The organism is Bradyrhizobium lupini (genome assembly GCF_040939785.1).
Taxonomy (GTDB): Bacteria; Pseudomonadota; Alphaproteobacteria; order Rhizobiales; family Xanthobacteraceae; genus Bradyrhizobium; species Bradyrhizobium canariense_D.
The window spans coordinates 3407105-3430142 of sequence record NZ_CP162553.1 but is presented as its reverse complement, the minus strand read 5'-3'; the positions used below and the strand labels follow the sequence as shown (position 1 = coordinate 3430142).

Here is a 23038-nt window from a genome sequence, read left to right as displayed (position 1 = left end):
GCGATCAGCCGATCCCGAACAGGCCGGAGGGTAACTGGATCAGCAGCAGTCGCTTGAGCATCCACCACATGCCGAGCGGTGCCAGAACGGCGATCGGCATCGCCAATGTCCACCGCAAGGGATCGATCAAGCGCAACAAAAGCAGCATGAGCGGGATCGATGACAGCAGGAATCCCAGCGGCTCAAGGGCAAAGGAAAACGCGGTAAGGCAGACGATGACGAGTAACGGCTTGCTCCAGCTCACGTTCTGCCAACGCGAAGCCAGCGTTGGTCCGCCCTCGGTGATGGCCGAGATGATAATGCTGGCCGCGAACACGCACATCAGGATGCCCGTGTAGAAAAGCACGTAGCCGGAGCCAGGGTCGTTGATGGTGCCGAGCTTGAGCTTTAAGCCTTGCCAGATCACGAAGCCGCCGAGCGCGAGCCCGATCAACCCACCCCAGAGTTCGGAGTTGTTGAGGCGGAGTTTGACGGTGGTTTGGTCGTTCATCAATACCTCTCGGCCGTGCCGGGACGCTACGCGGCGCGAAGCGGTGCGCTGCAGATCCGGGATCGATAGGTGCGTGGCAAAGGTAGGTCCCGGCTCTGTGGTGCAGCGCTGGAGAAGCGCTGCACCACGCCCGGAACACGAAAGTGGCTCAATACTACTTCTTCGCAAGCCCGAGCGTATCGATCACCTTGCGCTCCGATTCCGTGACCTCGACGACGAACTTCTTGTAGTCCTCGGTATTCTTGTAGCTCGGCACCATGTCGTATTTGGCGAGCGTGGCGATCACTGCGGGATCCTCGACTGCCTTCTTGAAGGCGTCGTGCAGCTTGGCGACGATCTTGGGATCCATGCCCTTGGGGCCGGCGATGCCGAACGGGGAATCATAGACCATGGGATAGCCGAGTTCCTTCAGCGTCGGCACGTCAGGATAGTTCGGTGATCGCGCGCCGGTCCACACCATGAGAAGCTTCAGCTTGCCGGCGTCGACCAAGGGTCGCCAACCGGTGGAGTCGGCCTGCAGCATGGTGTGCTGGCCGAGTACCGCGGCGTTGGTCTCTGCCCCGCCCTTGAACGGCACCTGCGTGAGCTTGATGCCGGACATCGCGGCGATCTGCTCCATGCCGATATGAAGCGAGGTGCCGGTGCCGGGCGTCGCGTAGGTCACCTTGCCCGGATTTGCCTTCGCGAACTCGACCACGTCTTTCCAGGACTTGAATTGCGACTCCGCGCTGGTGGTTACGCCGAAGGTGTAGCCGGTGAGATGTATGATGTAGGTAAAATCCTTTGCCGGATCCCACGACACCTCCTGCATCAGGGGCAGGCGGAAGACGGTGATCGGAAGCTGTGAGATGGTGTAGCCGTCCGGCTTCGCAGCCGCGGCCATGGTGGCCGGTCCGACCGTACCGCCGCCACCGGCTTTGTTGTCGATCACGATGGGCTGCCCCAGGACCTTGGACGCGCTGTCGGCGATCGCGCGCATCGAGATGTCGGTCGATCCGCCGGCCGGCCATGGAACGATCAGCGTCACCGGTTTGGTGGGATAATCCTGTGCACCCGCGGCGGTTGCGAGCAGCGCGCTCACGACGGCATGCATGGCGGCAATGGCAAAGGTCTTCAGCCCGTATCGCGACATCGAAACTCCTCCCTCGCGGTGGCCTCGTTCGGACCGCGGTTTCTCATTGTTATGACGGGATTGTCCCCGAAATCATGGGAGAAGAAAAGCGCATTGCGCGGCGGCCCCGCAGGGGCGATACGGTGATCCCGCCGAAAAGCGCACATGCGACAATTGGTCGTTTGGAGGCGTGCCGAGATACGGAATTTGGCTCTCGGCTGAGCCCTTACGCCACACGGCGGACTGCGCTCAGCGTCTCGATCATGCGTCCGACCTCCGCGGCCGGCGAGGGCTTGCCGAAATAATATCCCTGCACGGCGGTGCAGCCGCATTCGCGGACGAAGTCGAGTTGTTCGATCGTCTCGACGCCTTCCGCCGTGGTCTCGACGCCGAGCACCGAGCCGAGGCTGGCGATGGTGCGGACGATCGCCACGCTCTCCGGGCTTTCGCCGAGCGTGCCGACGAAGGAGCGGTCGATCTTGATGCGATCGAACGGAAACTTGCGCAAATAGCTCAGAGAAGAATAGCCGACCCCGAAATCGTCGAGGCTGACGCGCACCCCCAACGCGCGCAGCTGGTGCAGGATCTCGATCGTCGCCTCGCTGTCGTCGAGCAGCGCCGTCTCGGTGACCTCGAGCTCGAGCCGATGCGGCGGCAGGCCGGCCTCCGCAAGCGCGCTCGTCACCATCGTCACCAGCCCGCGCGATCGGAACTGCACCGGCGACAGGTTCACCGCGACCGTGAGATCGGGCCAGGTCGCGGCGGTCGCGCAGGCTGTGCGCAGCACCACTCTCCGATCGGAACGATCAGCCCGTTCTCTTCCGCAATCGGAATGAATTCGGCCGGCGGGACGAGGCCGCGCGAGGGATGTTTCCAGCGCAGCAGCGCCTCGAAGCCGGTAAGTTCGGTGGTGTCGAGCCGCACCTGCGGTTGGAACGCCAGGTGGAATTCACGGGCCTCCAGCGCGCCGCGCAGATCGTGCTCGAGCGCGTGCCGGCTGCGCGCCTCTTCCTCCATTTTGGGCTCGAACAGCTGATAGGCGCCGCGCCCCTTGGCCTTGGCCTCGTACAGCGCGAGGTCGGCGCATTTCATCAGCTCGTCGGCATCGAGCCCGTGATCGGGAGCGATTGCGATGCCGACGGAGACGCCGACATGGATCGACTGGTTCTCCAGCGGCGGCGGGTGACCGATGATCTCCACCAGGCGGCGTGCGAGCCTTTCCGCCGATTGCGGCTGCGGTCCGCGCTGGAGAACCGCGAACTCGTCGCCACCGAGCCGCGCGACGGTGTCGTGCTCGCCGACATTCTCCTGCAGCCGCGCCGCGACCCAGCGCAACAGCCGGTCGCCGGCCGCGTGTCCGAGGCGGTCGTTGACGGTCTTGAAATTGTCGAGATCGAAGCACAGCACGGCCATCGCGCCACCTGCGATTGCGACCTGGTTCAGCCCCTCGCCCATCTTCTCGCGGAACAGCGTGCGGTTGGGCAGGTCGGTGAGCGAATCGTGCCGCGCCATATGCGCAACGCGGGCCTGGGCCTTGTGGCGCTCGGTAACGTCCTCATAGGTGACGACCCAGCCGCCATGCTCCATTCGCTTGTGATTGAGCTTGATGATGCGGCCGTCGCCCAAATAGCGGTGCAGTGTGTGCTCGCCCTCGCGCAGCCTCTCGACATAGTCGGCATAGAGCCGCGCGGCGGTGGTGTTTGGATGGATGCCGAGCTCGCAGCTGTGCTCCATGATCTCGCGCATCGACACACCCGGCTTCACCAATTCGGGTGACAGTCCGTACATCTCGATGTAGCGCCGATTGCAGACAATGACGCGCAAGCTCGAATCGAGCATGCACAGGCCCTGGCTCATGTTGTTCAGGGCCGCGTCGAAGCGCCGATACTGCTCGCTCAGCTCCTCGACTGCGTGCTCGCGCTCGGTGATGTCCTCGTAGGTGGCCACAAAACCACCCTCGGCCAGGGCGCAATAGCGCACGGAGATCGTGGTGCCGTTCGACATCCGTCGGCGTATCGGCGAGGAGTTGCGGTCGGCGATCCTTGCGCTGGCGGCCTCCAGGAGGTGTCGCGGGCTATACTCGGAAGAGAACGCGCCGTTTGCCATCGAGCGTTCGATCAGTTCGCCGAGATGCGTGCCCGGCTTGGCTTCCTCCGGCGAGAGCCGATAGATCTTCCGGTAGGTGGTGTTGCAGACGCGCAGGCGCATCTCGCTGTCGTAGAAGGCGAGTCCGTGCGCCATGTTCTCCAACGCCGCATCGAGCATGAAGTTCTGCTGCCTCAGCATCTCCTCGTATTGCAGCCGCTCGGTGACGTCTTCGTGCACCGTCACCCAGCCGCCGTCGGGCAGAAAACGGGAAACCACCTGCACCATCCGTCCGTCATAGCGCATCACCAGCAGGGTTTTCTCCTTCCTGGTGCGCACGTCCTCCAGCCTGGTGTCGTGGAATTCCTCGCCCGGCATGCCCGGCAGGTTGCCGCGCGACATCCAATGCTCGATGACCGTACAATGCGAGACGCCCGGCTTCACGATTTCCGGGTCGAGGTTATAGAGATTCAGGAAACGTTCGTTGCAGACGACGACGCGGCTGTCGGCATCGTACATGATCAAGCCGTGCGCCATGTTGGCGAGCGCGTGCTGGCTGCGCTCGGTCTGCACGCGCAGCTCCGCCTCGAGCCGGGCGAGGCGGCTGACGTCGTCGCAGATCGTCATCCAGCCGCCGCCGGGAAGCGGCTTCAGCTCGAGCGCCATGACGAGGCCGCTCGCGAGTGTCTGTTGAGTCCGGAACGGCTGGCCGGCTGCGATCCGCGCCATGCGCGCGGCATAGAGTGCGTCGACTTCCCCCGCGGGGATGTTGCCGAGGGCCACACTGTGGGCGAGCACGTCGCGGTAGCTCGTGCCGACCCGCACGATTTCGGCCGACATGTTGAACAGGCTGAGATAGCGCTGATTGACCAGCACGATCCGGTTGCCGGCATCGTAGACGCAGACACCCTGTTCCATGTGGTCGAGTGCAAGCTGGCTCAGCCCGACCAGGGCCTTCGGGCCCTGCTCGCGGCGTGCATCAAGCTCGTTGTCGCGGATCGACGTCATGGGGCGGCGGGGTCTCGGCGGGCAATAGACTTAACGCAGGGCAATTCAGCCGCCGAGGCTAGCGAACAGGCGGGAAAATTCCCTTAAGCGCCGTAGTTTACGGAGGGTGACCGTGATGCAGAGATGCTGCCAATGTGGAGGGGGGTGCAAGGTAGCGTCGCGCCGGTCGGCCTGCGCAATTGCGCCTTAGGCCCGGATGGACATCGAATGTCTGGTCCAAACGGGCCTACGGCCCGTACAGCACGAGTTCCGTATCCGTGAGATCGGCGAGCTGCGGCCGGTGCGGGCCCTTGAAATATTGCGGCCGCGACGCTCGGTGTAGATGCCGACGAGGCCGGGAACGGAGCCGTTGGAATCGACGGCGACCGCGATCTTGCCGAGCCGCAGCAGCAGCCGGCCGATGCGGCCCGCGCATTCGGTGTACTCGGCCGCGTTGCGGCAGTAGATCAGCTTCATCGCGGGCGGCGCAATGATGCCACGGCGGATGCGCACCGGTTGCAGGATGAAGGGGAACGCTCCCTTCGGCGTGCGGCAGACGAGGCTGAGGCAATTGTAGCGCGCATGCCGCGTCAAGAGCTCGGTCTCGGCATCGGAAAGCCCGTCGATCGTTTTGGCGTGCTGCGAGATGACCTCGATCTTGCTCCAGCGTGGGACGCGCGCCAGCGCAGGCACGGAGAAGAATATACCCCTGCAATAGGCGCGAAAGCCCTGCGTCTCGATGATCGGCCAGGTCCACGGCGCCGGGCTGATGTTGAGATAGGTGACGTCCTTGTGCCGCTGCGCGATCTTGGTCAGGAGCGGGGCGTAGTTGCGGTAGGCCGGATCGACGTACCAGCTCGACAAATTGCACTGGATGGCGGTCTCATCGCCGTCCCTCCGCGCCGTGTAGATCAGCAGCAGCACGCCGACCGGCGTGCCGTCATTGTCGAGCATGTAGCCGAAGCGCGGGTAGCCATCCGGTACCGGTCGGAAGGCTTGCCGGCGCAGGCCTTGGATCCAATAGCCGCGCGAGCGCCCGACGAAGCCGCGCGTCAGCAAGTCCGCGACCGCATCGACGTCGGACTCGGTGATCTCGCGGCATCGGACCTTGGTGTGGATCACGCTCGTCTTTCCCGTGGAAATGACCGGCCTCGTTCCGTTAGCGCCAGCCTTCGCCGTGGGCATCGGCCGCGATCTGCGGCTGCAGGCCCATGATCTCCCGCACCTTGGCGGGCCAGGCGGAAGGGTCGGTGCCGTGGGTGTGGAACATGGCGACCGCCAGCCGGTCCATGCCGAAAGCGACGCAGCCGGTGTGGGCCGGCTCGCCATTGGCGTCCTTGATGTCCCACGTCGTGCCGAAATGCTCGCGGTGATAATTGAAGCTCATGCAGGCGGTCGGCTGCTCTTCCGAGCGCAGCGGGATCAGCAGTTCGAACTTGAGCTGCTGCTGCTTCTGGCTCACGGCCTTCATCTGACCGACGCGGCCGAAGAACGGATCGCTGGCATAGTCGACGCGGAAGGTGAGACCGAGATCGGTCGCAATCGCCTGCGCGCGCACCATCCAGCGCTCGCGGAAATCGGCCACGTCATCGGGGCTTCCGATGCAGACATATTCCCGCATCCGGAACGATTGCAGCCGGTCGAGATGTTTTGACGGTTCACGGCGGAAGCAGTCGGCGGCGACGTCGAAGCGCAGGCCACCCTTCGGCAACTGGCCGCGGCTCGCCGCGATCGGATAGACGGGATAGCAGGCCGCCGGCGACAGCACGAGGTCTGCCGGCGAGAGCGAGCTGGTCCAGTCACCGCCGGCGTCGAAGCGGCTTACCGCGGCGTTGATCTCGCGCTCGGTGCCGTGCAGGCTGCAGACGCAGCCGAGCAGGTTCGGAAAGCTCTTCAGGTAGCCGGATTTTTCCAGCTGGGACCGGCTCATCACCGGCGGGAAGCGCATCACCTCGGTGCCGGCCTCGCGATGGCTCGTGATCAGCGCGGCGAGCTTTTCGACGATGCCTTCATAAAGAGCGGTGCGGGCATAGACGCCGTCCGAGCCCATCGGATGAAAGAGCTTGTCGGCGAGATGATCCAGCGGATCCGCGATCTGCGGCACGGTCTCGGGCGAGTTGGGGAGAACAGCAATGTTCATGTCGGCTTCCTGCTATCTGAAATTGTTCTTATTGAACGAAGGCACGTCAGTCTCGAAAGCTCGTCAGTCCCGAAGGCTTGTCGGCACGCCGCTCATCAGGGTCGACGTCGCGGCATTGGCCAGAATGCGGTCGTTGTTGATCATGATCGGCGACGACAGCACGTCGCGCAGGTGGCGGCCCATCGTGAACTCGCCGTCGTTGCGGTAGCCGGAAAGGCCTGCGGTGCGCATCGCATGCATCACGGTCTCGACCGCGAGCTCCGAGGCCTGCACCTTCAGAAGCGTGATCGAAGACTGGAAGTCGAGCGAGCCGAGCGCGCGTTCATCGTGCTCGGCGCGAGCAAAGGCGTCGATATTGGCCGATATCAGCGCCCGCAGCTTGGCCAGCGACATCTTGGCGGCGGTGAAATGTGCGGCTGCCGGGGGCATCTGGCCCCCTGAGGTGCGGGCCGCCTTACGGACGAAGGCCTGCGCACGGGTGACGGCGGCTGCAGCGATACCAGCCCAGGCCGAGGACCAGCACAGATGCGCGAACGGCGTCATGGTCTGGGCGTGGATCTTGTCGTAGGATTCCGGGAAGACGCGATCGGTCGGGCAGTCGACCTTCAGCTCGAAACCGGTCGAGCAGGTGCCGCGCATGCCGAGCGTTTCCCAGCCCAGCGTCCGCTTCAGCGAATAATCGTCCCTGGCGAGCGCCAGCAGCACCTGGTCGGACGCAGAAGCGTCGGTGGCGCGGCGGGCGATGGTCACGAGGCCGTCGGCCTCGGCGCCGTAGGAGATCACGGTGGCGTCGCGCAGCAGCGAGACGGTGTCGCCTGCGACGTCGACGGCGGCGGCGCTGGCGCGGATGTTGCCGCCGTTCTGGCCTTCGGTGGTGGAGGAGGCGAGCAGCCACTGGTCGCGTGCGACCCGGCGCATCATGGTTTCCATCCAGGGGATGCCGTGGCCGTGCCTGACGACGCAGGCGACCTTCGTGGTGTGCATGGCGTAGATCATCGCCGTGGAGGCGCAGGCGCGTCCGAGCGTGTAGCAGACGTCGGTGACGTCGTGGATCGAGGCACCGAAGCCGCCGAACTCGGCCGGGATCATGACGCCGAGCAGCTTCTGCTCACGCGCAACCTCGAAAGCCTTGTGGGGGAAGCGGGCATCGCGATCGACCCCGTCTGCGTCGGCAGCCGCCACGGTGGCGGTCCGGGCGGCGCGCTCAATGAGAGAGGGACCATGCTCGAGAAAGCTCGTCTGCGTCTCGTCGACAGTGAGGACTGCTTCACGCACGTTCATACTCGTCCGCCTCCGGTTTGCCGTTCAGGATCGCCGGCATCATTCGCGATGCCGCTTGAGCGATTCCTTCGACCATCTTTGCTTATGAGATGAGGCTACGGATTTAATTCAAATTCGTCGATGAAATAGAGGGTAAACAAAGCCCAATTCCGAACGAACAGTTAAGTTCGGGTTGTTTGCCTCGTCCGGATTTCCGCGGTCGCGTTAGGGATCTGTAAGAAGCCGGAAATCCAGACAATCTGAGTCATCGTTTACTAAGAAAAGCGAAGTAATGGTGGCGTCCATTGCGGGATCGGCCCGCCGTGCCCATCGTAGCCGGCAACCGGTCCGACCTTTGTCGACAGATGGGAATTTACCGATGCAGGCTTTCGATACCGAGTTGCGCAATCGCATCATCAAGCTGGTGAAGGGCATCCTCGCCCAGAACTCGCTCTCCGCTGAGGTCACGCCGCAGGCCAAGCTCGTCGACGTCGGCCTGACCTCGATGGACATGGTCAATCTGATGCTGGGCGTCGAAGCCGAGTTCGACTTCACGATTCCCCAGGCCGAGATCACACCGGAGAACTTCCAGTCCGTCGAGACGCTGGAGCGCATGGTCGCGACCCAGCTGCAGTCGGCCGCCGCAGCATAATCAGGCGCGCTGGCGCGCATCCTCCTGACGGCACTTCTTGCCCCCATCACCCGTTCCAAAACCGACGTAAAACTGGCATAGCTTCTCCACGGAATCGCGATGGCGCGAACGGGGTGGAGCAGGCATGACGCAGGCCGTATTGGGCATCATCGGCGGCTCCGGCATTTACGATCTGCCGGGGCTGGAGGGCGCTCGCGAAGAGGTGATCAGGAGCCCCTGGGGCGAACCGTCGGCGCCCCTGCGGCGCGGCTCGATTGCCGGCCTGCAGATCGTGTTCCTGCCGCGCCACGACAAGGGCCACCGACTGTCGCCCTCCGACATCAATTATCGCGCCAATATCGACGTCCTCAAGCGCGCCGGCGTCACCGACCTGATCTCGCTGTCGGCCTGCGGCTCGTTCAGAGAGGAACTGCCACCGGGAACCTTCGTTCTCGTCGACCAGTTCGTCGATCGCACCCACAAACGCGAGAGCTCGTTCTTCGGCCGGGGATGCGTCGCGCATGTCTCAATGGCGCACCCGGTCTCGCCGCGGCTGCGCATCCATCTTGCCACGGCGGCCGAAGCCGAGGGCATCGCGTTTGCGCGCGGCGGCACCTATGTCTGCATGGAAGGACCGCAATTCTCGACCTATGCGGAAAGCATGACCTACAAGACGCTTGGCTATTCCGTCATCGGCATGACCAACATGCCCGAGGCGAAACTCGCGCGCGAGGCGGAGCTTTGCTACGCCACCGTCGCGATGGTGACGGATTTCGATTGCTGGCATCCTGATCACGACGCCGTCACCGTGCAGGACATCATCCGCGTTCTGAGCTCGAACGCCGACAAGGCAAAAGCGCTGGTGGCGCGGCTGGCGAAAGACTTCCCGCGCGAGCATGAGCCGTGCCCGATCGGCTCGGACCGCGCGCTCGATACCGCGCTGATCACCGCGCCCGAGGCGCGCGATCCCGAGCTCTTGAAGAAGCTCGACGCGGTGGCCGGGCGCATCCTGCGAACGTGATACGAAAGGCAGAATCCCATGAAGGTCGACGGCAAGCATTTCCGCAGCATCTGGCGTGAGCGCGACGGCTGGTCGGTCGGAGCGATCGACCAGCGCCGGCTGCCGCATGAGTTCATCGTTGCGAAGCTGACCTCATGCGAGGACGCGGCCCTCGCCATCCGCGACATGCTGGTGCGCGGTGCGCCACTGATCGGCGCGACCGCAGCTTACGGCATGGCGCTGGCGATGCGCGAGGACGCTTCCGACGCCGGCCTGAAGCGCGCCTACGACACGCTCGTGGTGGCGCGGCCGACCGCGATCAATCTGAAATGGGCCCTGGACGAGATGCGCGCGAGCCTCGCGCCGATCGATGCACTGGAGCGCGCGGAGGCCGCCTATGCGCGCGCCGACGAGATCGTCGAGCAGGACGTCGAGATCAACCGCGGCATCGCCGGCAACGGCCTGAAACTCATCGAGGCGATCGTCGCAAGGAAGAAGCCGGGCGAGACCGTCAATGTGCTGACCCATTGCAATGCCGGCTGGCTTGCGACCGTCGACTGGGGCACGGCGACGGCGCCGATCTATCTGGCGCACGAGCGCGGCATCAAGATCCATGTCTGGGTCGACGAGACGCGGCCGCGCAACCAGGGCGCCTCGCTCACGGCCTGGGAGCTTGGCCATCACGGCGTTGCGCATACGGTGATTCCGGACAACACCGGCGGGCATCTGATGCAGCACGGCATGGTCGATCTCGCCATCGTCGGCACCGATCGCGTTGCCGCCAATGGCGATGTCTGCAACAAGATCGGCACATATTTGAAGGCGCTCGCCGCTCACGACAATAACGTGCCGTTCTATGTCGCGCTGCCGTCGCCGACGATCGATTTCGCCGTTGATGACGGCATCCGCGACATCCCGATCGAGCAGCGCAGCGGCACCGAAGTCACCGACATGACCGGCCGCACCGCGGACGGAAGGCTTGAGACCGTGCGCATCGTGCCGGAGGGCTCGCCGGTCGCGAACTATGCCTTCGACGTGACCCCGGCACGGCTCATCACCGGCCTCATCACCGAGCGCGGCGTGCTGAAGCCCGATCGCGCCTCACTTGCCGCGGCGTTTCCGGAGAGGATCGCAGCCGCGGCGGAGTAGTTCTGGCTCGGCGATAGCTCGCAATGACGGAGAATGACGCTCTAGCTCAGCTTCAATCCCGTCGCGGCCTCGAGCCCGGCGATCGCCTGGGCGCCGCTGGTGACCTTGATCGTCGTCATGCCCATCTCGCGTGCCGGCTTCAGATTGACGCCGAGATCGTCGAGATAGACGCAATTCTTCGGATCGACCTTCAGCGTTTCGACCATCAGCTGATAGATGCGCGGGTCGGGCTTGCGCAGGCCGATTTTGGCGGACTCGATGACATGGTCGAACAGCACCATCACCTCGGCGACATAGAGTGAGCGCCCGGTCATGCTGCCGATCGCATTGGCCGGCAGATTGTTGGTAATGCAGCCGGTCTTGAATTGCGCCTTGATGCGCTTCAACGCTTCGACCATCTCGGGGCGCAGATCGCCCTGAAGCAGCGGCAGCACGTCGCGGCCGCGCACCTCCGCGCCGAGCGCCAGCGATTCCGTCGCGAACAGTCTGTCGAACGTGTCGATATCGACCTCGGCGCGCTCGAACTTGGCCCAGGCATTTTCCAGATGATTGGCGGCATTGGTGCGCCGGATGATGTCGATGGGCAGGCCACGCTCTGTCTCGAATCGCGTGAACGCTTCAAACGGCGAACTCGTCAGCACGCCACCAAAATCAAAGATCACAGCCTCGATCGTCAAGATCCCGCCCTCGTCAATTCCTTTCCAAGAGCGCTAGCATGCGCTATCGGCAAGGGCCAGTCCGAAGCCATCCTAATGCTGTCACCGACGCCAACACCAAAGCGTGTTCCCATGAAGAAGCTCGTAACCCTCATTGCGACCGCGCTGCCGCTCGCCACGCCCGCTTATGCCATCGTTGGTGGCGGCACGCCCCAGGCCGATGGCGTCGCGCGCGCCGTCGTCACGATCGTCGGCTCGCGCGGCAATTTCTGTACCGGCACCCTCGTTGCGCCAAAGCTGGTGCTTACCGTCGCCCACTGCGTGCAACCCGGCGCGGACTACAAGATCGTCGATCGCGGCACCGACGGGCAGCCGCAACTGCTGAATGTCCGCACCGTCGCGATCCATCCGAATTTCAACATGCAGGCAATGCAAGCGCATCGCGCTACCGCCGACGTGGCGCTGCTGCAGCTGGAAATTCCACTCAAGGGAAAATCGACGGTGCCCGTCGGCGCGCCGAATATTCCGATCCAAGTCGGCAGCCGCTTCGTCATCGCCGGTATCGGCGTCACCGTGCGTGGCGAGGGCAAGAGTGGCGGCGCGACGCGTGTTGCCGGCCTCGTCGCGACGGGTCAGCCCGGCACGCTCCAGATCCGGCTGGTCGACCCCGTAACCAACGGTGTTCGCGACGGAATTGGCGCCTGCACCGGCGATTCCGGCGGTCCCGTGTTCGAGGACAAGCCGACCGGATCCGTGCTCGTCGGCGTCATCAGCTGGTCCACGGGGCCGAACGGAGCCGCCGGCTGCGGCGGGCTGACCGGTGTTACGCCGCTCACGCTCTATCGCGACTGGATCTTGCAGACCGCGCGGAGCTGGGGTGCGGCGCTGTGATTTGACCGCGACCCGATCTATGTCATCTTGAAGCGGAAGCGCGATGGGCGACCATGTCCGTCGCGGAGGAAACGCGCCGCCCAACCAAGGGCGGCCAAAAACAAGCAAGGCATAGAAGCAACAATGAATGTCGCTGTTCGCAGTCACGCCACGGCCAAACAGGCTTCTGAACATTTCGACGTGCTGATCGTCGGCGCCGGCATCTCGGGCATCGGCAGCGCCTATCACATGACCAAGCAGCTTCCGGGTGCGAGCTTCGTCATCCTGGAAACGCAGGCGACGTTCGGCGGCACGTGGACCACGCATCGCTATCCCGGCATCCGCTCCGACAGCGATCTCCACACCTTCGGGTATAGCTTCAAGCCCTGGGTCGGGCCACCGATCGCGACTGCCGAGGAAATCCTCGCCTACATGAACGAGGTGATTGACGAAAACGACATCGCGCGGCATATCCGCTACAAGCACAAGATCAATTCGGCGAGCTGGTCGAGCGAGCAAAACCTCTGGACCATCGAGGCGGTGACGACCGACACTGGCGAAGCGAAAACCTTCACGGCGAACTTCCTCTGGATGTGCCAGGGCTATTACCGCCATTCGGAAGGCTATACGCCGGAATGGAAGGGTACGGATCGCTTCAAGGGCCGCATCGTTCATCCACAGACATGGCCTGATGACATCGAGCTCGCGAACAAGAAGGTCGTCGTGATCGGCTCCGGCGCGACGGCGGCGACGCTGGTGCCGAACATCGCCGACAAATGCGCGCATGTCACGATGCTGCAGCGGTCGCCGACCTATTTCCGTCTCGGCCGCAACGCCATCGAGATCGCGGAGGAGCTGCGCCGGCTGCAGGTTGACGAGGCCTGGATCCACGAGATCGTCCGCCGCAAGATCCTGTTCGAGCAGGACGCCTTCACGAAACTGTGCATCTCCAAGCCCGAGCAGGTGAAGCAAGAGCTGATCGGCCAGATCAGCGCAGTGCTCGGTCCGGAGTACGATGTTGACACCCATTTCACGCCGAGCTACCGGCCGTGGCGGCAGCGCATCGCCTTCGTTCCCGATGCCGATCTGTTCAAGGGGATCGCCAGCGGCAAGGCGTCCGTCGTCACCGACGAGATCGAATGTTTCGTCGAGAACGGCATCCAGCTCAAATCCGGCAAGCTGCTCGAGGCCGACGTCATCGTCACCGCAACCGGCTTCAATCTCGCGGCGCTCGGCGACATCGCCTTCGAGGTCGACGGCAAGCCGCTCGCCTTCGGCGACACCGTCACCTATCGCGGCATGATGTTCACGGGCGTGCCGAACATGGTCTGGGTGTTCGGCTATTTCCGCGCCAGCTGGACGCTGCGCGTCGACCTCGTGGCCGACTTCGTCTGCCGCCTGCTCGGCCACATGAAGGCCAAAGGCAGGAAAAAGGTCGAGGTGAAGTTGCGGGCCGAAGACCACAACATGCCGATCCTGCCCTGGATCGATCCGGAAAACTTCAACCCCGGCTACATGATGCGCAACATGGACCTGCTGCCCAAGCGCGGCGACAAGCCGGAATGGCAGCACAGCCAGGATTACTGGACCGAAAAGGACGAGATCCCGAAGACGGATCTGGAAGGCGGGGAGTTTGTGTACGGGTGAGGAGAGGCAGGCGGCGCTACAAACTTCTCCGTCGTCCTGGCGTAAGCCAGGACCCATTACCCATGGGGAAGTTGCGGCGCGAGCTTGTCATCAAGAGTCTTCGCCAAACCACCTGTGATAATGGGTCCTGGATCGGCGCTCCGCTTCGCTGCGCTTGTCCAGGACGACGGCGGTGGAGGCGTCAGGAATTCCTTCTGGTCGCATTCGTTGCAATCGCCGCAGCCGCAGTCCGGTTCTCGACCCCAAGCTTGGAGTAGATCTGCTCGAGATGCTTGTCGACCGTGCGCGGGCTCAAGCCCAAGATCTGCGCGATGTCGCGGTTGGTCTTGCCCTTGCTGAGCCAGGCCAGCACCTCGCCTTCGCGGGTGGTGAGGCCAAGCTCGCTGGTGAATTCGGGTGGCGGCGCGGTGCCGGACTCCTAGAAAGCCGCAGCAGGAACTCGTTCGGAGCGGTCTCGCCCATGTAGTACAATCGGAGCTGAGGATTGTCGGGCAAGGAAGCCGCCTGCGACTTCGAGCTGCCCTTGCCCTTCGCCTGCTCCAGCCATTGCAGCAATGATACCGGCAGGACGAAATCGTCGTCGGCCTGCGCGCCGTGGTGGTCCGCCAGCAGCTTCTGCGCCTGCGGGGTCGCCCACAACAATTTGCCCTGGCGGTTGACCGCGAACAGGAATCGGCCGGAGACATCGAGCGCGGCGCGTGCGCTTTGCGTCAGCCGCGCATTGCCGAGATGAACGCGGATCCGCGCCAGCATCTCCTCGATCACGATCGGCTTGGTCACGTAGTCGACGCCGCCGGCCTCCAGCCCGCGCACGATGTGCTCGGTCTCGGCGAGCCCCGTCATGAATATCACCGGGACATTGGCAAGGCCCGCATCGCGCTTGAGGCGGCGGCAGGTCTCGAACCCGTCCATGCCCGGCATCACAGCGTCGAGCAGCACGATGTCGGGCGTGATTTGGTCGACGATACGCATCGCGGCCGCGCCATCGAGCGCCACCATCACCGTCATCCCGGCGCTGTCGAGCGCGTCGGTGAGCAGCCGCAGCGTCTCCGGGGAGTCGTCGACAACGAGCGCGACGTCGCGCTTTTTCGACTCAGTGCTCATACGCATGCAACGTCTTCAATGTGGCCATGTACTGGCCGAGATCGAAGCGGTCGATCAGCGACCGCATTTCCGCGACGAAGTCGGCATGTTCAGGGTGCTCACTGCCGATCTCGTCCAGCTTCAACTGGATAGCCTTGACGTAGCCGATCTGACCGAGCCCGATCAGAGCCTCGATGTGTCGTACGGGCGGCCGCGAGCCGCTCTCCGGCCGCCACAGCGGCACCGCGATCTCCTCCGAGCCGTGTTGCCATTCGACCTTGAGAAGCTGGCGGATACTTTCCAAAAGCCTGGGAATATCGATCGGCTTCATCAGGTAGCCGTCGTGGAAAGGCTGTGCCAGCGGTGTGCCGTGCGCCTCGAGCGCGCTGGCAGACACCATCAGGATGCGCGCCTGATGGTGGCCGCTGGCGCGCAGCGTCTCCGCCACCGTCCAGCCGTCCATGCCAGGCATGGAGATATCGAGCAGGAACAGATCAGGCCGGCAGTGCTGGGCTAGCGCCAGGCAGCCAGGCCCGTCGGGCGCGCTGAGCAGGATGAAGCCGAGTGGGGTCAACACCTCGCGCAGGAGGTCGCGATGCACGGGATCGTCGTCGGTGATGAGGATGGTCTTGCGCGCGCCGTGATAGCCCGAGATCGGGGCCTCCACCGGCGCAATGCGCTGCGGATTGGTGACTTCGGATAGCAGCATCTTGACCTTGAACGTGCTGCCGCTGCCGACCGTGCTCAAGACCTTGATGTCGCCGCCCATGACGCCGGCGAGCAACCGGCTGATGGTGAGGCCCAGCCCCGTGCCGGTCTGCGGCTGCGAGACACCGAACGCGCCACGTTCGAAAGGTGCGAAGATGCGTTCGAGATCGTCGCCCTGGATGCCGGGGCCGGTGTCGATCACCTCGAACTCCGCGACCGGGCTGCGATAGTGCACCACGAACTGCACACTGCCGACCTGGGTGAATTTGATCGCGTTGGACAGCAGATTGATCAGCACCTGGCGCAGCCGCTTCTCGTCGGCATAGACCACGACCGGCAAATGCGCCGGCCGCCTGAACACGAAGTCGATGCTCTTGGCCGCGGCCTGAAGGCGGAACATGCCGACGAGCTGGTCGAGGAATTCGGTCAGGCGCACCTCGTCGCGCGACAGGTACAGCCGCCCCGCCTCGATCTTGGAGATGTCCAGAATGCCGTCGATCAGGCCGGAGAGGTGATCGGCGCTGCGGCGGACGACGCGGACCTGGTCGCGCGGCTTGGTGTTGAGCGTGGTGTCCTGCTCCAGGAGTTGGGCATAGCCGCTGATCGCATTCAGCGGCGAGCGCAGCTCGTGGCTCAGGCCCACCACGTAGCGGCTCTTGGCGAGGTTGGCGGATTCTGCGATTTCCTTGGCGCGCTGGAGCTCGGCATCGGTGCGCTTGTGGGCGTCGATCTCCTGAATCAGCAGCGTGGTCTGGCGTCGGGTCTCGGCCTCGGCGGCCCGTCGGCTCTGCTGCGCCAGCACGAACAGCCAGGCCACGACGCCGATGATGATGCTGAGCGAGAAGAACACCTTCCAGAGCACGTTGGAGACGAGCATGTTCTCGCCGGGCACGCTGACCGAGGACTGGAGGTAGATCAGCCCCAGCACCAGCGCGACGAGGCCCGCGGAGACCACGAACACACCGATGTAGTGGCCAAACTGCGAATTGATTCGCTGATAGATGGCCTGCGGCAAGATCCTGGCGAGTGCGTCGGCGAACTGCACCTGCGCGCGCGCATGCGGTTTGCACAAATCGTGGCAGCGCGCATCGAGCGAGCAGCATAGCGAGCAGATCGGGCCGGCATAGGCAGGACAGGAGGTCATGTCCTCCGGCTCGAAATGGTGCTCGCAGATGCAGCACTGGATCGATTCTGATGTTGGCCCAACTCCTCTTCGGCTTGCGCGCGATGTAATATTTTCCGTCGGTGAGCCAGGCGATGACGGGCGCGGTGACGAAGGCGACCGTCAGCGCGACGAAGGCCGCGAGCGCTTTCATGGTCGAGCCGAACAGGCCGTAGAATGCCGCGATCGAGACGATGGTCGCGATCGTCATCGCGCCGACGCCGACCGGGTTGATGTCGTAGAGATGGGCGCGCTTGAACTCCATCTGCGGCGGGCGCAGGCCGAGGGGCTTGTTGACCACGAGATCAGAGACCAGCGCACCGACCCAGGCGATCGCGACATTGGAGTAGAGCGCGAGCGTCTGCTCCAGCGCCTTGTAGACGCCGATCTCCATCAGCAGCAAGGCCACCATCACGTTGAACACCAGCCAGACGACCCGGCCCGGATGGCTATGAGTGAGACGCGAGAAGAAGTTCGACCAGGCGATCGAGCCTGCATAGGCGTTGGTGACGTTGATCTTGAGCTGCGACAGGATCACGAACGCGCCGGTGAGTGCCAGAGCCATGTCCGGCTGCGACAACACGTAGCGAAACGCCTCGAGATACATGTGCGCAGGCTCGGCCGCCAGCTCGCTGGAGAGGCCGTGGCTCAGCGCGAAGAAGGCGAGAAACGAGCCCAGCAGCAATTTCAGCGCGCCGAAGATGATCCAGCCGGGCCCCGCGATCAGCAGGGCGGCCCACCACGACGTTCGCGAGGTGCGGCGGTCGCGCGGCAGAAACCTGAGGAAGTCGACCTGCTCGCCGATCTGAGCCACCAGCGAAAACACCACGGAGGATGCTACGCCGAACAGCAGCAGATCGAAATGTCCGCTGGGGTCGCCGTGCTCGCCGGCGAATTTGCGCCACTCCGTGAACGAGTAAGGGTTGGCCCAGGCGATGGCGGCAAAGGGCAGGATGTGCAGGATGATCCAGATCGGCTGCGTCCAGAGCTGGAAGCGGCTGATCAGCGTGATGCCGTAGGTGACAAGCGGGATAATCGCGACCGCGCTGATGAGATAGCCGATCGGGCGCGGAATGCCGAAGCACATCTCGAGCGCCGTGGCCAGGATCACCGCTTCGATCGCGAAGAAGATGAAGGTGAAGGAGGCGTAGATCAGCGACGTGACGGTCGAGCCGATATAACCGAAGCCGGCGCCGCGGGTGAGCAGGTCAATGTCGATGCCGCATTTGGCGGCATAATAGGCAATCGGGACGCCGCAGCAGAAGATGATGATGGAGACGACGAGGATCGCGGCGGTGGCGTTGGTAACCCCATAATTCAGGGTGATGGTGCCGCCGATCGCCTCAAGCGCGAGAAAGGAGATGGCGCCCAGGGCAGTGTTGGCGACGCGGGCAGCGGACCACCGGCGCGCGCTCTTGGCGGTGAAGCGCAGCGCGTAGTCTTCCAGCGTCTGGTTGGCGACCCATTGGTTGTACTGGCGCCTGACGCGATCTATTCGCTGCCGCCCTGCCACTTCAGCCCCACTCCTACTCCCGAACGCGCCGGACCCCCTCGCAAAATCCGTACCAAAAGCCTACGTCGTCATTTTGCGGTGCAGTATACGCGATCTTGCGTATGCTTGCAGTGCACAAATTCGAGCCATCCTCACGGCACCAATCGCGTGTCCTCGAACAACAGTGGGGTGCTCATGTCAGACGAAGCGAACAAGGGCCTGTTATCGCCGCTCCGGCGCAAATTATTGATGGGAATGGCGGCCGTGCCGGCCATCACCATGCTACCGCGAGCATCTTTTGCGCAGGCCCCAGCGACCTCGGCAGTCAACACCACGGGTCTCGCGGTCACCGACACCGAGGTGACGGTCGGCATCCTGCATTCGGCGACCGGCACCATGGCCATCTCCGAGACCGGCTCGATCGAAGCCGAAAAGCTTGCCATCGAGCAGATCAATGCCATGGGCGGCGTGCTCGGTCGCAAGATCAAGTTCATCCAGGAAGACGGCGCCAGCGACTGGCCGACCTTTGCCGAGAAGGCCAAGAAGCTGCTGGTCAACGACAAGGTCGCGGCGATCATGGGCTGCTGGACCTCGGCGTCCCGCAAGGCCGTGCTGCCCGTCATGGAGCAGTACAACGGCATGCTCTATTACCCGACCTTCTACGAAGGTCTCGAGCAGTCCAAGAACGTGATCTACACAGGTCAGGAAGCCACTCAGCAGATCCTCGCCGGCCTGAACTGGATCGCCAAGGAGAAGGGCGCCAAGTCGTTCTTCTTCATCGGCTCCGACTACATCTGGCCGCGCACCTCGAACAAGATTGCGCGCAAGCATGTCGAGAACGTGCTGAAGGGCAAGGTGGTCGGCGAAGAGTATTATCCGCTCGGCAATACGCAGTTCAATTCGGTCATCAACAAGATCAAGCTGACCAAGCCCGACGTGATCTTCACCGACGTCGTCGGCGGTTCGAACGTCGCGTTCTACAAGCAGCTCAAGGCGGCCGGCATCGACCTCTCCAAGCAGGCGCTGCTCACGATCTCGGTGACCGAAGACGAGATCGACGGCATTGGCGGCGAGAACATCGCGGGCGCCTATGCCTGCATGAAGTACTTCCAGTCGCTCGACAATCCGAACAACAAGACCTTCGTTCCGGCGTTCAAGAAGATGTGGGGCGAGAAGACCGTGATCGGAGACGTCACCCAGGCTGCCTATCTCGGCCCGTGGCTGTGGAAGTTGACGGTGGAGAAGGCGGGCTCCTTCGACATCGACAAGATCGCGGCGGCGTCGCCGGGCATCGAGTTCAAGGGCGCTCCGGAAGGCTATGTGCGCATCCACGAAAATCATCACCTCTGGTCGAAGACCCGGGTGGGACGCGCCAAGCTCGATGGCCAGTTCGAACTGATCTACGAGACCGCCGATCTGGTCGAGCCGGATCCGTTCCCCAAGGGCTACCAGTAAGACGAGAGCTATCAGTAAGTCACGGCGTTCGTCGCCGTTTCCCTCTCAGGCAAAACCTCTCCCTGGCGTGGATCGCAAGTCTACGCCCAAGACCCCCGCGTCGCGAACCTGCTCGCGACGCGGGACCCTTTCCCGACGGAGGACATCGATGTTCGGCGACTACTCGCTTGGTGACCTTGGCTCCATCTTCGTCATGCAGGGCTTTGCAGGACTGATCCTGTTCTCCGTCTACGTCCTGATGGCGCTGGGTCTTGCGATCATCTTCGGCCAGATGGGCGTCATCAACATGGCCCATGGCGAGTTCATGATCCTTGGGGCTTACGTCACCTGGATGACCTCGAATTTCTTCCAATCCTATTTGCCGAGCCTGTTCAGCGGCTACTTCTTCCTGGCGATGATCCTGGCCTTTGTCGCATCCGGTGCGTTGGGGATGCTGGTGGAATGGGTGCTGATACGGCATCTCTACAAGCGCCCGCTCGACACGCTGCTCGCGACTTGGGGCCTCAGCCTGGTCCTGCAACAGGCCTATCGCTCCGTGTTCGGCGCGCGCGAGGTCGGCGTCGAGCTGCCGCAATGGATGCTCGGCTCGCTGCACGTGACCGACAGCATCGAAGTGCCGATCAACGGCGTCTTCGTGATGTGCCTCACCGTCCTGATCACTGTCGGCGTCGCCTACGTGATGTACAAATCGCGCTGGGGTCGACAGGTGCGCGCCGTCGTGCAGAACCGCATCATGGCCGGTGCCGTCGGCATCAACACCGAAAAGGTGGATCGCTACACTTTCGGCCTCGGCTGCGGCATTGCCGGTGTCGCTGGGAGCGCCTTCACCATGATCGGCTCGACCGGGCCGACCTCCGGACAGCTCTACATCGTCGATACGTTCCTGGTGGTCGTGTTCGGCGGCGCGGCAAGCCTGCTCGGCACCATCGCATCGGCCTTCTCAATCTCGCAGACCCAATCCACCCTCGAGTTCTTCCTGTCGGGCTCGATGGCTAAGGTGCTGACGCTGCTTGCCGTTGTCGGAATCCTGATGCTGCGGCCGCAGGGTCTCTTCGCCCTCAAGGTCCGCAAATAACAAGAAGCAGGCAAGTCATGGTCATCAACTCACGCTTCTTCAATCGATCCGAGCTCATGGGCTTCCTCGTGCTGGCCGCCGTGCTGTTCGTGATCCTGCCGCTCTCGCTGGATGTGTTCCGTCTCAACCTCGTCGCGAAGTATCTGACCTACGCCTTCGTCGCGCTCGGTCTCGTGCTGTGCTGGGGCTACGGCGGCATTCTCAGTCTGGGGCAGGGCGTGTTCTTCGGCCTCGGCGGCTATTGCATGGCGATGTTCCTCAAGCTGGAGGCCTCCAGCGTCGAAAATACCAAAATCCAGTCGACGCCAGGCATCCCGGACTTCATGGACTGGAATCAGATCACGTCACTGCCACTGTTCTGGCAGCCGTTTCACAGTCTCGCCTTCACCATCCTCGCCATCATCTTGGTCCCCGGCATCTTCGCGCTGATCATCGGCACTGCGATGTTCAAGCGGCGCGTGGGCGGCACCTACTTTGCCATCATCACCCAGGCGGTGGCGGCCATCCTCACCATCCTGATCGTGGGCCAGCAGGGCTACACCGGCGGCATCAACGGCATGACCGACCTGCGCACCCTCAAGGGATGGGACATCCGGCCCGACCACGCCAAGGTCATCTTGTACTTCGTCGAAGTGGTGCTGCTGTTCGCCTGCATCGGCATCGCGCAGTTCATCCGCCTGACCAAGCTCGGCCGCATCCTGGTGGCTATGCGCGAACAGGAGGACCGCGTCCGCTTCTCCGGCTACAGCGTCGCCAACTTCAAGATCTTTGCGTTCTGTATGGCCGCGGTTTTCGCCGCGATCGGCGGGGCCATGTTCGCGCTCAATGTCGGTTTCATGTCGCCGTCCTTTGTCGGCATCGTGCCGTCGATCGAGATGGTGATCTACACCGCGGTCGGCGGACGGATGTCGATCTTTGGCGCGATATGGGGGGCCATTCTGGTGAACTTCGCCAAGACCAGCCTGTCGGAATCCTTTCCGCAACTCTGGCTGTTTGGTCTCGGCGCGCTGTTCATCGCGGTCGTGCTCGCTTTCCCGAACGGCCTGTCGGGGCTCTGGGCCGACTATGTGCAGCCGCGCGTCGACCGCCTTTTCGCCTCGCGCAAGAAGCCGGGCTGGAGCGACAATTCGGTTGCCGACGGCGCACCAGCAGAGTGAGGAGACCATCATGCTCGTTGGTCATCGCGAGCCGATGCCATGCTGGCAGTGAGGAGATAGTCATGCTCGTCGGTCATCGCGATGCCGATGCCACGCTGGCAGTGAGGAGATAGATCATGCTCGTCGGTCATCAGCCCAAGGAATTCCTGCTCGCGGTCTCCGGGCTGACGGTTTCCTTCGACGGCTTCAAGGCCGTCAACGATCTCTCGTTTTACGTCGAGGAGAACGAGATCCGCGTCATCATCGGCCCCAATGGGGCCGGCAAGACCACGGTGCTCGACCTGATTTGCGGCAAGACCAAGGCGACCGAAGGCTCGATCCAGTTTCGCGGGACCGAGCTGACCAAGCTGAAGGAGAACGAGATCGTCAAGGCCGGCGTCGGCCGCAAGTTCCAGACGCCGTCGGTGTTCGAAGACCTCACCGTGTTCGAGAATCTCGAGATCTCGTTTCCGCGCGGCCGCACCGTATTCGGCTCACTCACGTTCCAGCGTGACCAGCTGGTGAGGTCACGCGTCGGAGAGGTTGCCGAGATGATCTTCCTCAAGGACAAGCTCAACACCTATGCCTCCGAGCTCAGTCATGGCCAGAAGCAATGGCTCGAGATCGGCATGCTGCTGATTCAGGATCCTGACCTACTGATGCTGGACGAGCCCGTCGCCGGCATGAGCGTGTCCGAACGCACCAAGACCGCCGAGCTGCTCAACCGCATCATCAAAAATCGCTCGGTGCTCGTGATCGAGCACGACATGAAGTTCGTCGAGGACATCGCGCACAAGGTCACCGTGCTTCACCAGGGCCAGATCCTCTCGGAAGGCACCATGGAAAAGGTGAAGAACGATCCCAAGGTCGTCGAAGTTTATCTCGGTCACTAAGGAGCGCG

14 protein-coding genes and 4 pseudogenes are annotated in these 23038 nt (G+C 63.3%); 9 read left to right on the top strand and 9 right to left on the bottom strand.

From position 1 onward, the window contains the following. Positions 1 to 4 precede the first annotated feature (4 nt). The 6 genes and pseudogenes from AB3L03_RS16165 to AB3L03_RS16140 form a co-directional block, all read right to left on the bottom strand. Positions 5 to 490 carry a tripartite tricarboxylate transporter TctB family protein gene (locus AB3L03_RS16165; protein ID WP_204513108.1) on the bottom strand — a complete coding sequence of 162 codons (486 nt, stop codon included), beginning with the start codon at positions 488 to 490 and terminating at the stop codon, positions 5 to 7. Positions 491 to 644: 154 nt separating this feature from the next. Next, positions 645 to 1622, bottom strand: a complete 978-nt coding sequence (locus AB3L03_RS16160; RefSeq protein ID WP_085349787.1) for a tripartite tricarboxylate transporter substrate binding protein — start codon at positions 1620 to 1622, stop codon at positions 645 to 647. A 205-nt stretch (positions 1623 to 1827) separates the two neighbouring features. Beyond that, positions 1828 to 4604 (bottom strand): annotated as a pseudogene (locus AB3L03_RS16155) (PAS-domain containing protein). A 316-nt stretch (positions 4605 to 4920) separates the two neighbouring features. Next, positions 4921 to 5795 (bottom strand): annotated as a pseudogene (locus AB3L03_RS16150) (acyl-CoA acyltransferase). Between the two features lie 37 nt (positions 5796 to 5832). Then, entirely contained in the window at positions 5833 to 6813 is a 981-nt protein-coding gene (locus tag AB3L03_RS16145; RefSeq protein WP_368508899.1) for an amino acid--[acyl-carrier-protein] ligase, read from the bottom strand. 63 nt (positions 6814 to 6876) lie between these two features. Next, positions 6877 to 8094 carry an acyl-CoA dehydrogenase family protein gene (locus AB3L03_RS16140; protein ID WP_085349789.1) on the bottom strand — a complete coding sequence of 406 codons (1218 nt, stop codon included), beginning with the start codon at positions 8092 to 8094 and terminating at the stop codon, positions 6877 to 6879. Positions 8095 to 8452: 358 nt separating this feature from the next. Here AB3L03_RS16140 and AB3L03_RS16135 point away from each other — a divergent pair, with 358 nt between their 5' ends. From AB3L03_RS16135 to mtnA, 3 genes are all read left to right on the top strand, one after another. Beyond that, positions 8453 to 8725 (top strand): phosphopantetheine-binding protein, encoded by a 273-nt coding sequence (locus AB3L03_RS16135; protein WP_368508898.1) that lies wholly within the window; start codon positions 8453 to 8455, stop codon positions 8723 to 8725. Positions 8726 to 8849: 124 nt separating this feature from the next. Further along, a complete protein-coding gene (locus tag AB3L03_RS16130; RefSeq protein ID WP_368508897.1) occupies positions 8850 to 9725 on the top strand; it encodes an S-methyl-5'-thioadenosine phosphorylase in 876 nt (291 codons plus the stop codon). An 18-nt stretch (positions 9726 to 9743) separates the two neighbouring features. Beyond that, entirely contained in the window at positions 9744 to 10853 is a 1110-nt protein-coding gene (mtnA, locus tag AB3L03_RS16125) for an S-methyl-5-thioribose-1-phosphate isomerase (protein ID WP_018455935.1), read from the top strand. Positions 10854 to 10894: 41 nt separating this feature from the next. Here the strand turns inward: mtnA and AB3L03_RS16120 are convergent, their stop codons facing one another. Beyond that, positions 10895 to 11530 (bottom strand): HAD-IA family hydrolase, encoded by a 636-nt coding sequence (locus tag AB3L03_RS16120; protein WP_018455936.1) that lies wholly within the window; start codon positions 11528 to 11530, stop codon positions 10895 to 10897. Between the two features lie 111 nt (positions 11531 to 11641). On the opposite strand from AB3L03_RS16120, the gene AB3L03_RS16115 reads away from it, so the two are divergent. Both AB3L03_RS16115 and AB3L03_RS16110 read left to right on the top strand, forming a co-directional pair. Further along, a complete protein-coding gene (locus AB3L03_RS16115; protein ID WP_085349790.1) occupies positions 11642 to 12400 on the top strand; it encodes a trypsin-like serine protease in 759 nt (252 codons plus the stop codon). 123 nt (positions 12401 to 12523) lie between these two features. After that, positions 12524 to 14026, top strand: coding sequence for a flavin-containing monooxygenase (locus AB3L03_RS16110; protein ID WP_368508896.1), 1503 nt, complete (start codon positions 12524 to 12526; stop codon positions 14024 to 14026). A 181-nt stretch (positions 14027 to 14207) separates the two neighbouring features. Here AB3L03_RS16110 and AB3L03_RS16105 read toward each other — a convergent pair. Both AB3L03_RS16105 and AB3L03_RS16100 read right to left on the bottom strand, forming a co-directional pair. Beyond that, positions 14208 to 15130 (bottom strand): annotated as a pseudogene (locus AB3L03_RS16105) (response regulator). Further along, positions 15120 to 18492 (bottom strand): annotated as a pseudogene (locus AB3L03_RS16100) (ATP-binding protein). The pseudogenes AB3L03_RS16105 and AB3L03_RS16100 overlap by 11 nt, the downstream one beginning before the upstream one ends. Before the next feature lie 174 nt (positions 18493 to 18666). On the opposite strand from AB3L03_RS16100, the gene urtA reads away from it, so the two are divergent. From urtA to urtD, 4 genes are all read left to right on the top strand, one after another. After that, complete coding sequence (urtA, locus tag AB3L03_RS16095) at positions 18667 to 19926, top strand: urea ABC transporter substrate-binding protein (protein WP_018455941.1); 1260 nt, start codon at positions 18667 to 18669, stop codon at positions 19924 to 19926. Between the two features lie 148 nt (positions 19927 to 20074). After that, positions 20075 to 21001, top strand: a complete 927-nt coding sequence (urtB, locus tag AB3L03_RS16090; RefSeq protein WP_368508895.1) for an urea ABC transporter permease subunit UrtB — start codon at positions 20075 to 20077, stop codon at positions 20999 to 21001. Between the two features lie 17 nt (positions 21002 to 21018). Beyond that, a complete protein-coding gene (gene urtC / locus AB3L03_RS16085; protein ID WP_018455943.1) occupies positions 21019 to 22158 on the top strand; it encodes an urea ABC transporter permease subunit UrtC in 1140 nt (379 codons plus the stop codon). Between the two features lie 116 nt (positions 22159 to 22274). After that, positions 22275 to 23030 (top strand): urea ABC transporter ATP-binding protein UrtD, encoded by a 756-nt coding sequence (urtD, locus tag AB3L03_RS16080; protein ID WP_018455944.1) that lies wholly within the window; start codon positions 22275 to 22277, stop codon positions 23028 to 23030. The last annotated feature ends 8 nt before the right edge of the window (positions 23031 to 23038 follow it).

Bases quoted from the DNA above. Each gene is read 5' to 3' on its own strand.
- AB3L03_RS16165 (WP_204513108.1), bottom strand. From the start codon at position 490: ATGAACGACCAAACCACCGTCAAACTCCGCCTCAACAACTCCGAACTC.
- AB3L03_RS16160 (WP_085349787.1), bottom strand. From the start codon at position 1,622: ATGTCGCGATACGGGCTGAAGACCTTTGCCATTGCCGCCATGCATGCC.
- AB3L03_RS16145 (WP_368508899.1), bottom strand. From the start codon at position 6,813: ATGAACATTGCTGTTCTCCCCAACTCGCCCGAGACCGTGCCGCAGATC.
- AB3L03_RS16140 (WP_085349789.1), bottom strand. From the start codon at position 8,094: ATGAACGTGCGTGAAGCAGTCCTCACTGTCGACGAGACGCAGACGAGC.
- AB3L03_RS16135 (WP_368508898.1), top strand. From the start codon at position 8,453: ATGCAGGCTTTCGATACCGAGTTGCGCAATCGCATCATCAAGCTGGTG.
- AB3L03_RS16130 (WP_368508897.1), top strand. From the start codon at position 8,850: ATGACGCAGGCCGTATTGGGCATCATCGGCGGCTCCGGCATTTACGAT.
- mtnA (WP_018455935.1), top strand. From the start codon at position 9,744: ATGAAGGTCGACGGCAAGCATTTCCGCAGCATCTGGCGTGAGCGCGAC.
- AB3L03_RS16115 (WP_085349790.1), top strand. From the start codon at position 11,642: ATGAAGAAGCTCGTAACCCTCATTGCGACCGCGCTGCCGCTCGCCACG.
- AB3L03_RS16110 (WP_368508896.1), top strand. From the start codon at position 12,524: ATGAATGTCGCTGTTCGCAGTCACGCCACGGCCAAACAGGCTTCTGAA.
- urtA (WP_018455941.1), top strand. From the start codon at position 18,667: ATGTCAGACGAAGCGAACAAGGGCCTGTTATCGCCGCTCCGGCGCAAA.
- urtB (WP_368508895.1), top strand. From the start codon at position 20,075: ATGTTCGGCGACTACTCGCTTGGTGACCTTGGCTCCATCTTCGTCATG.
- urtC (WP_018455943.1), top strand. From the start codon at position 21,019: ATGGTCATCAACTCACGCTTCTTCAATCGATCCGAGCTCATGGGCTTC.
- urtD (WP_018455944.1), top strand. From the start codon at position 22,275: ATGCTCGTCGGTCATCAGCCCAAGGAATTCCTGCTCGCGGTCTCCGGG.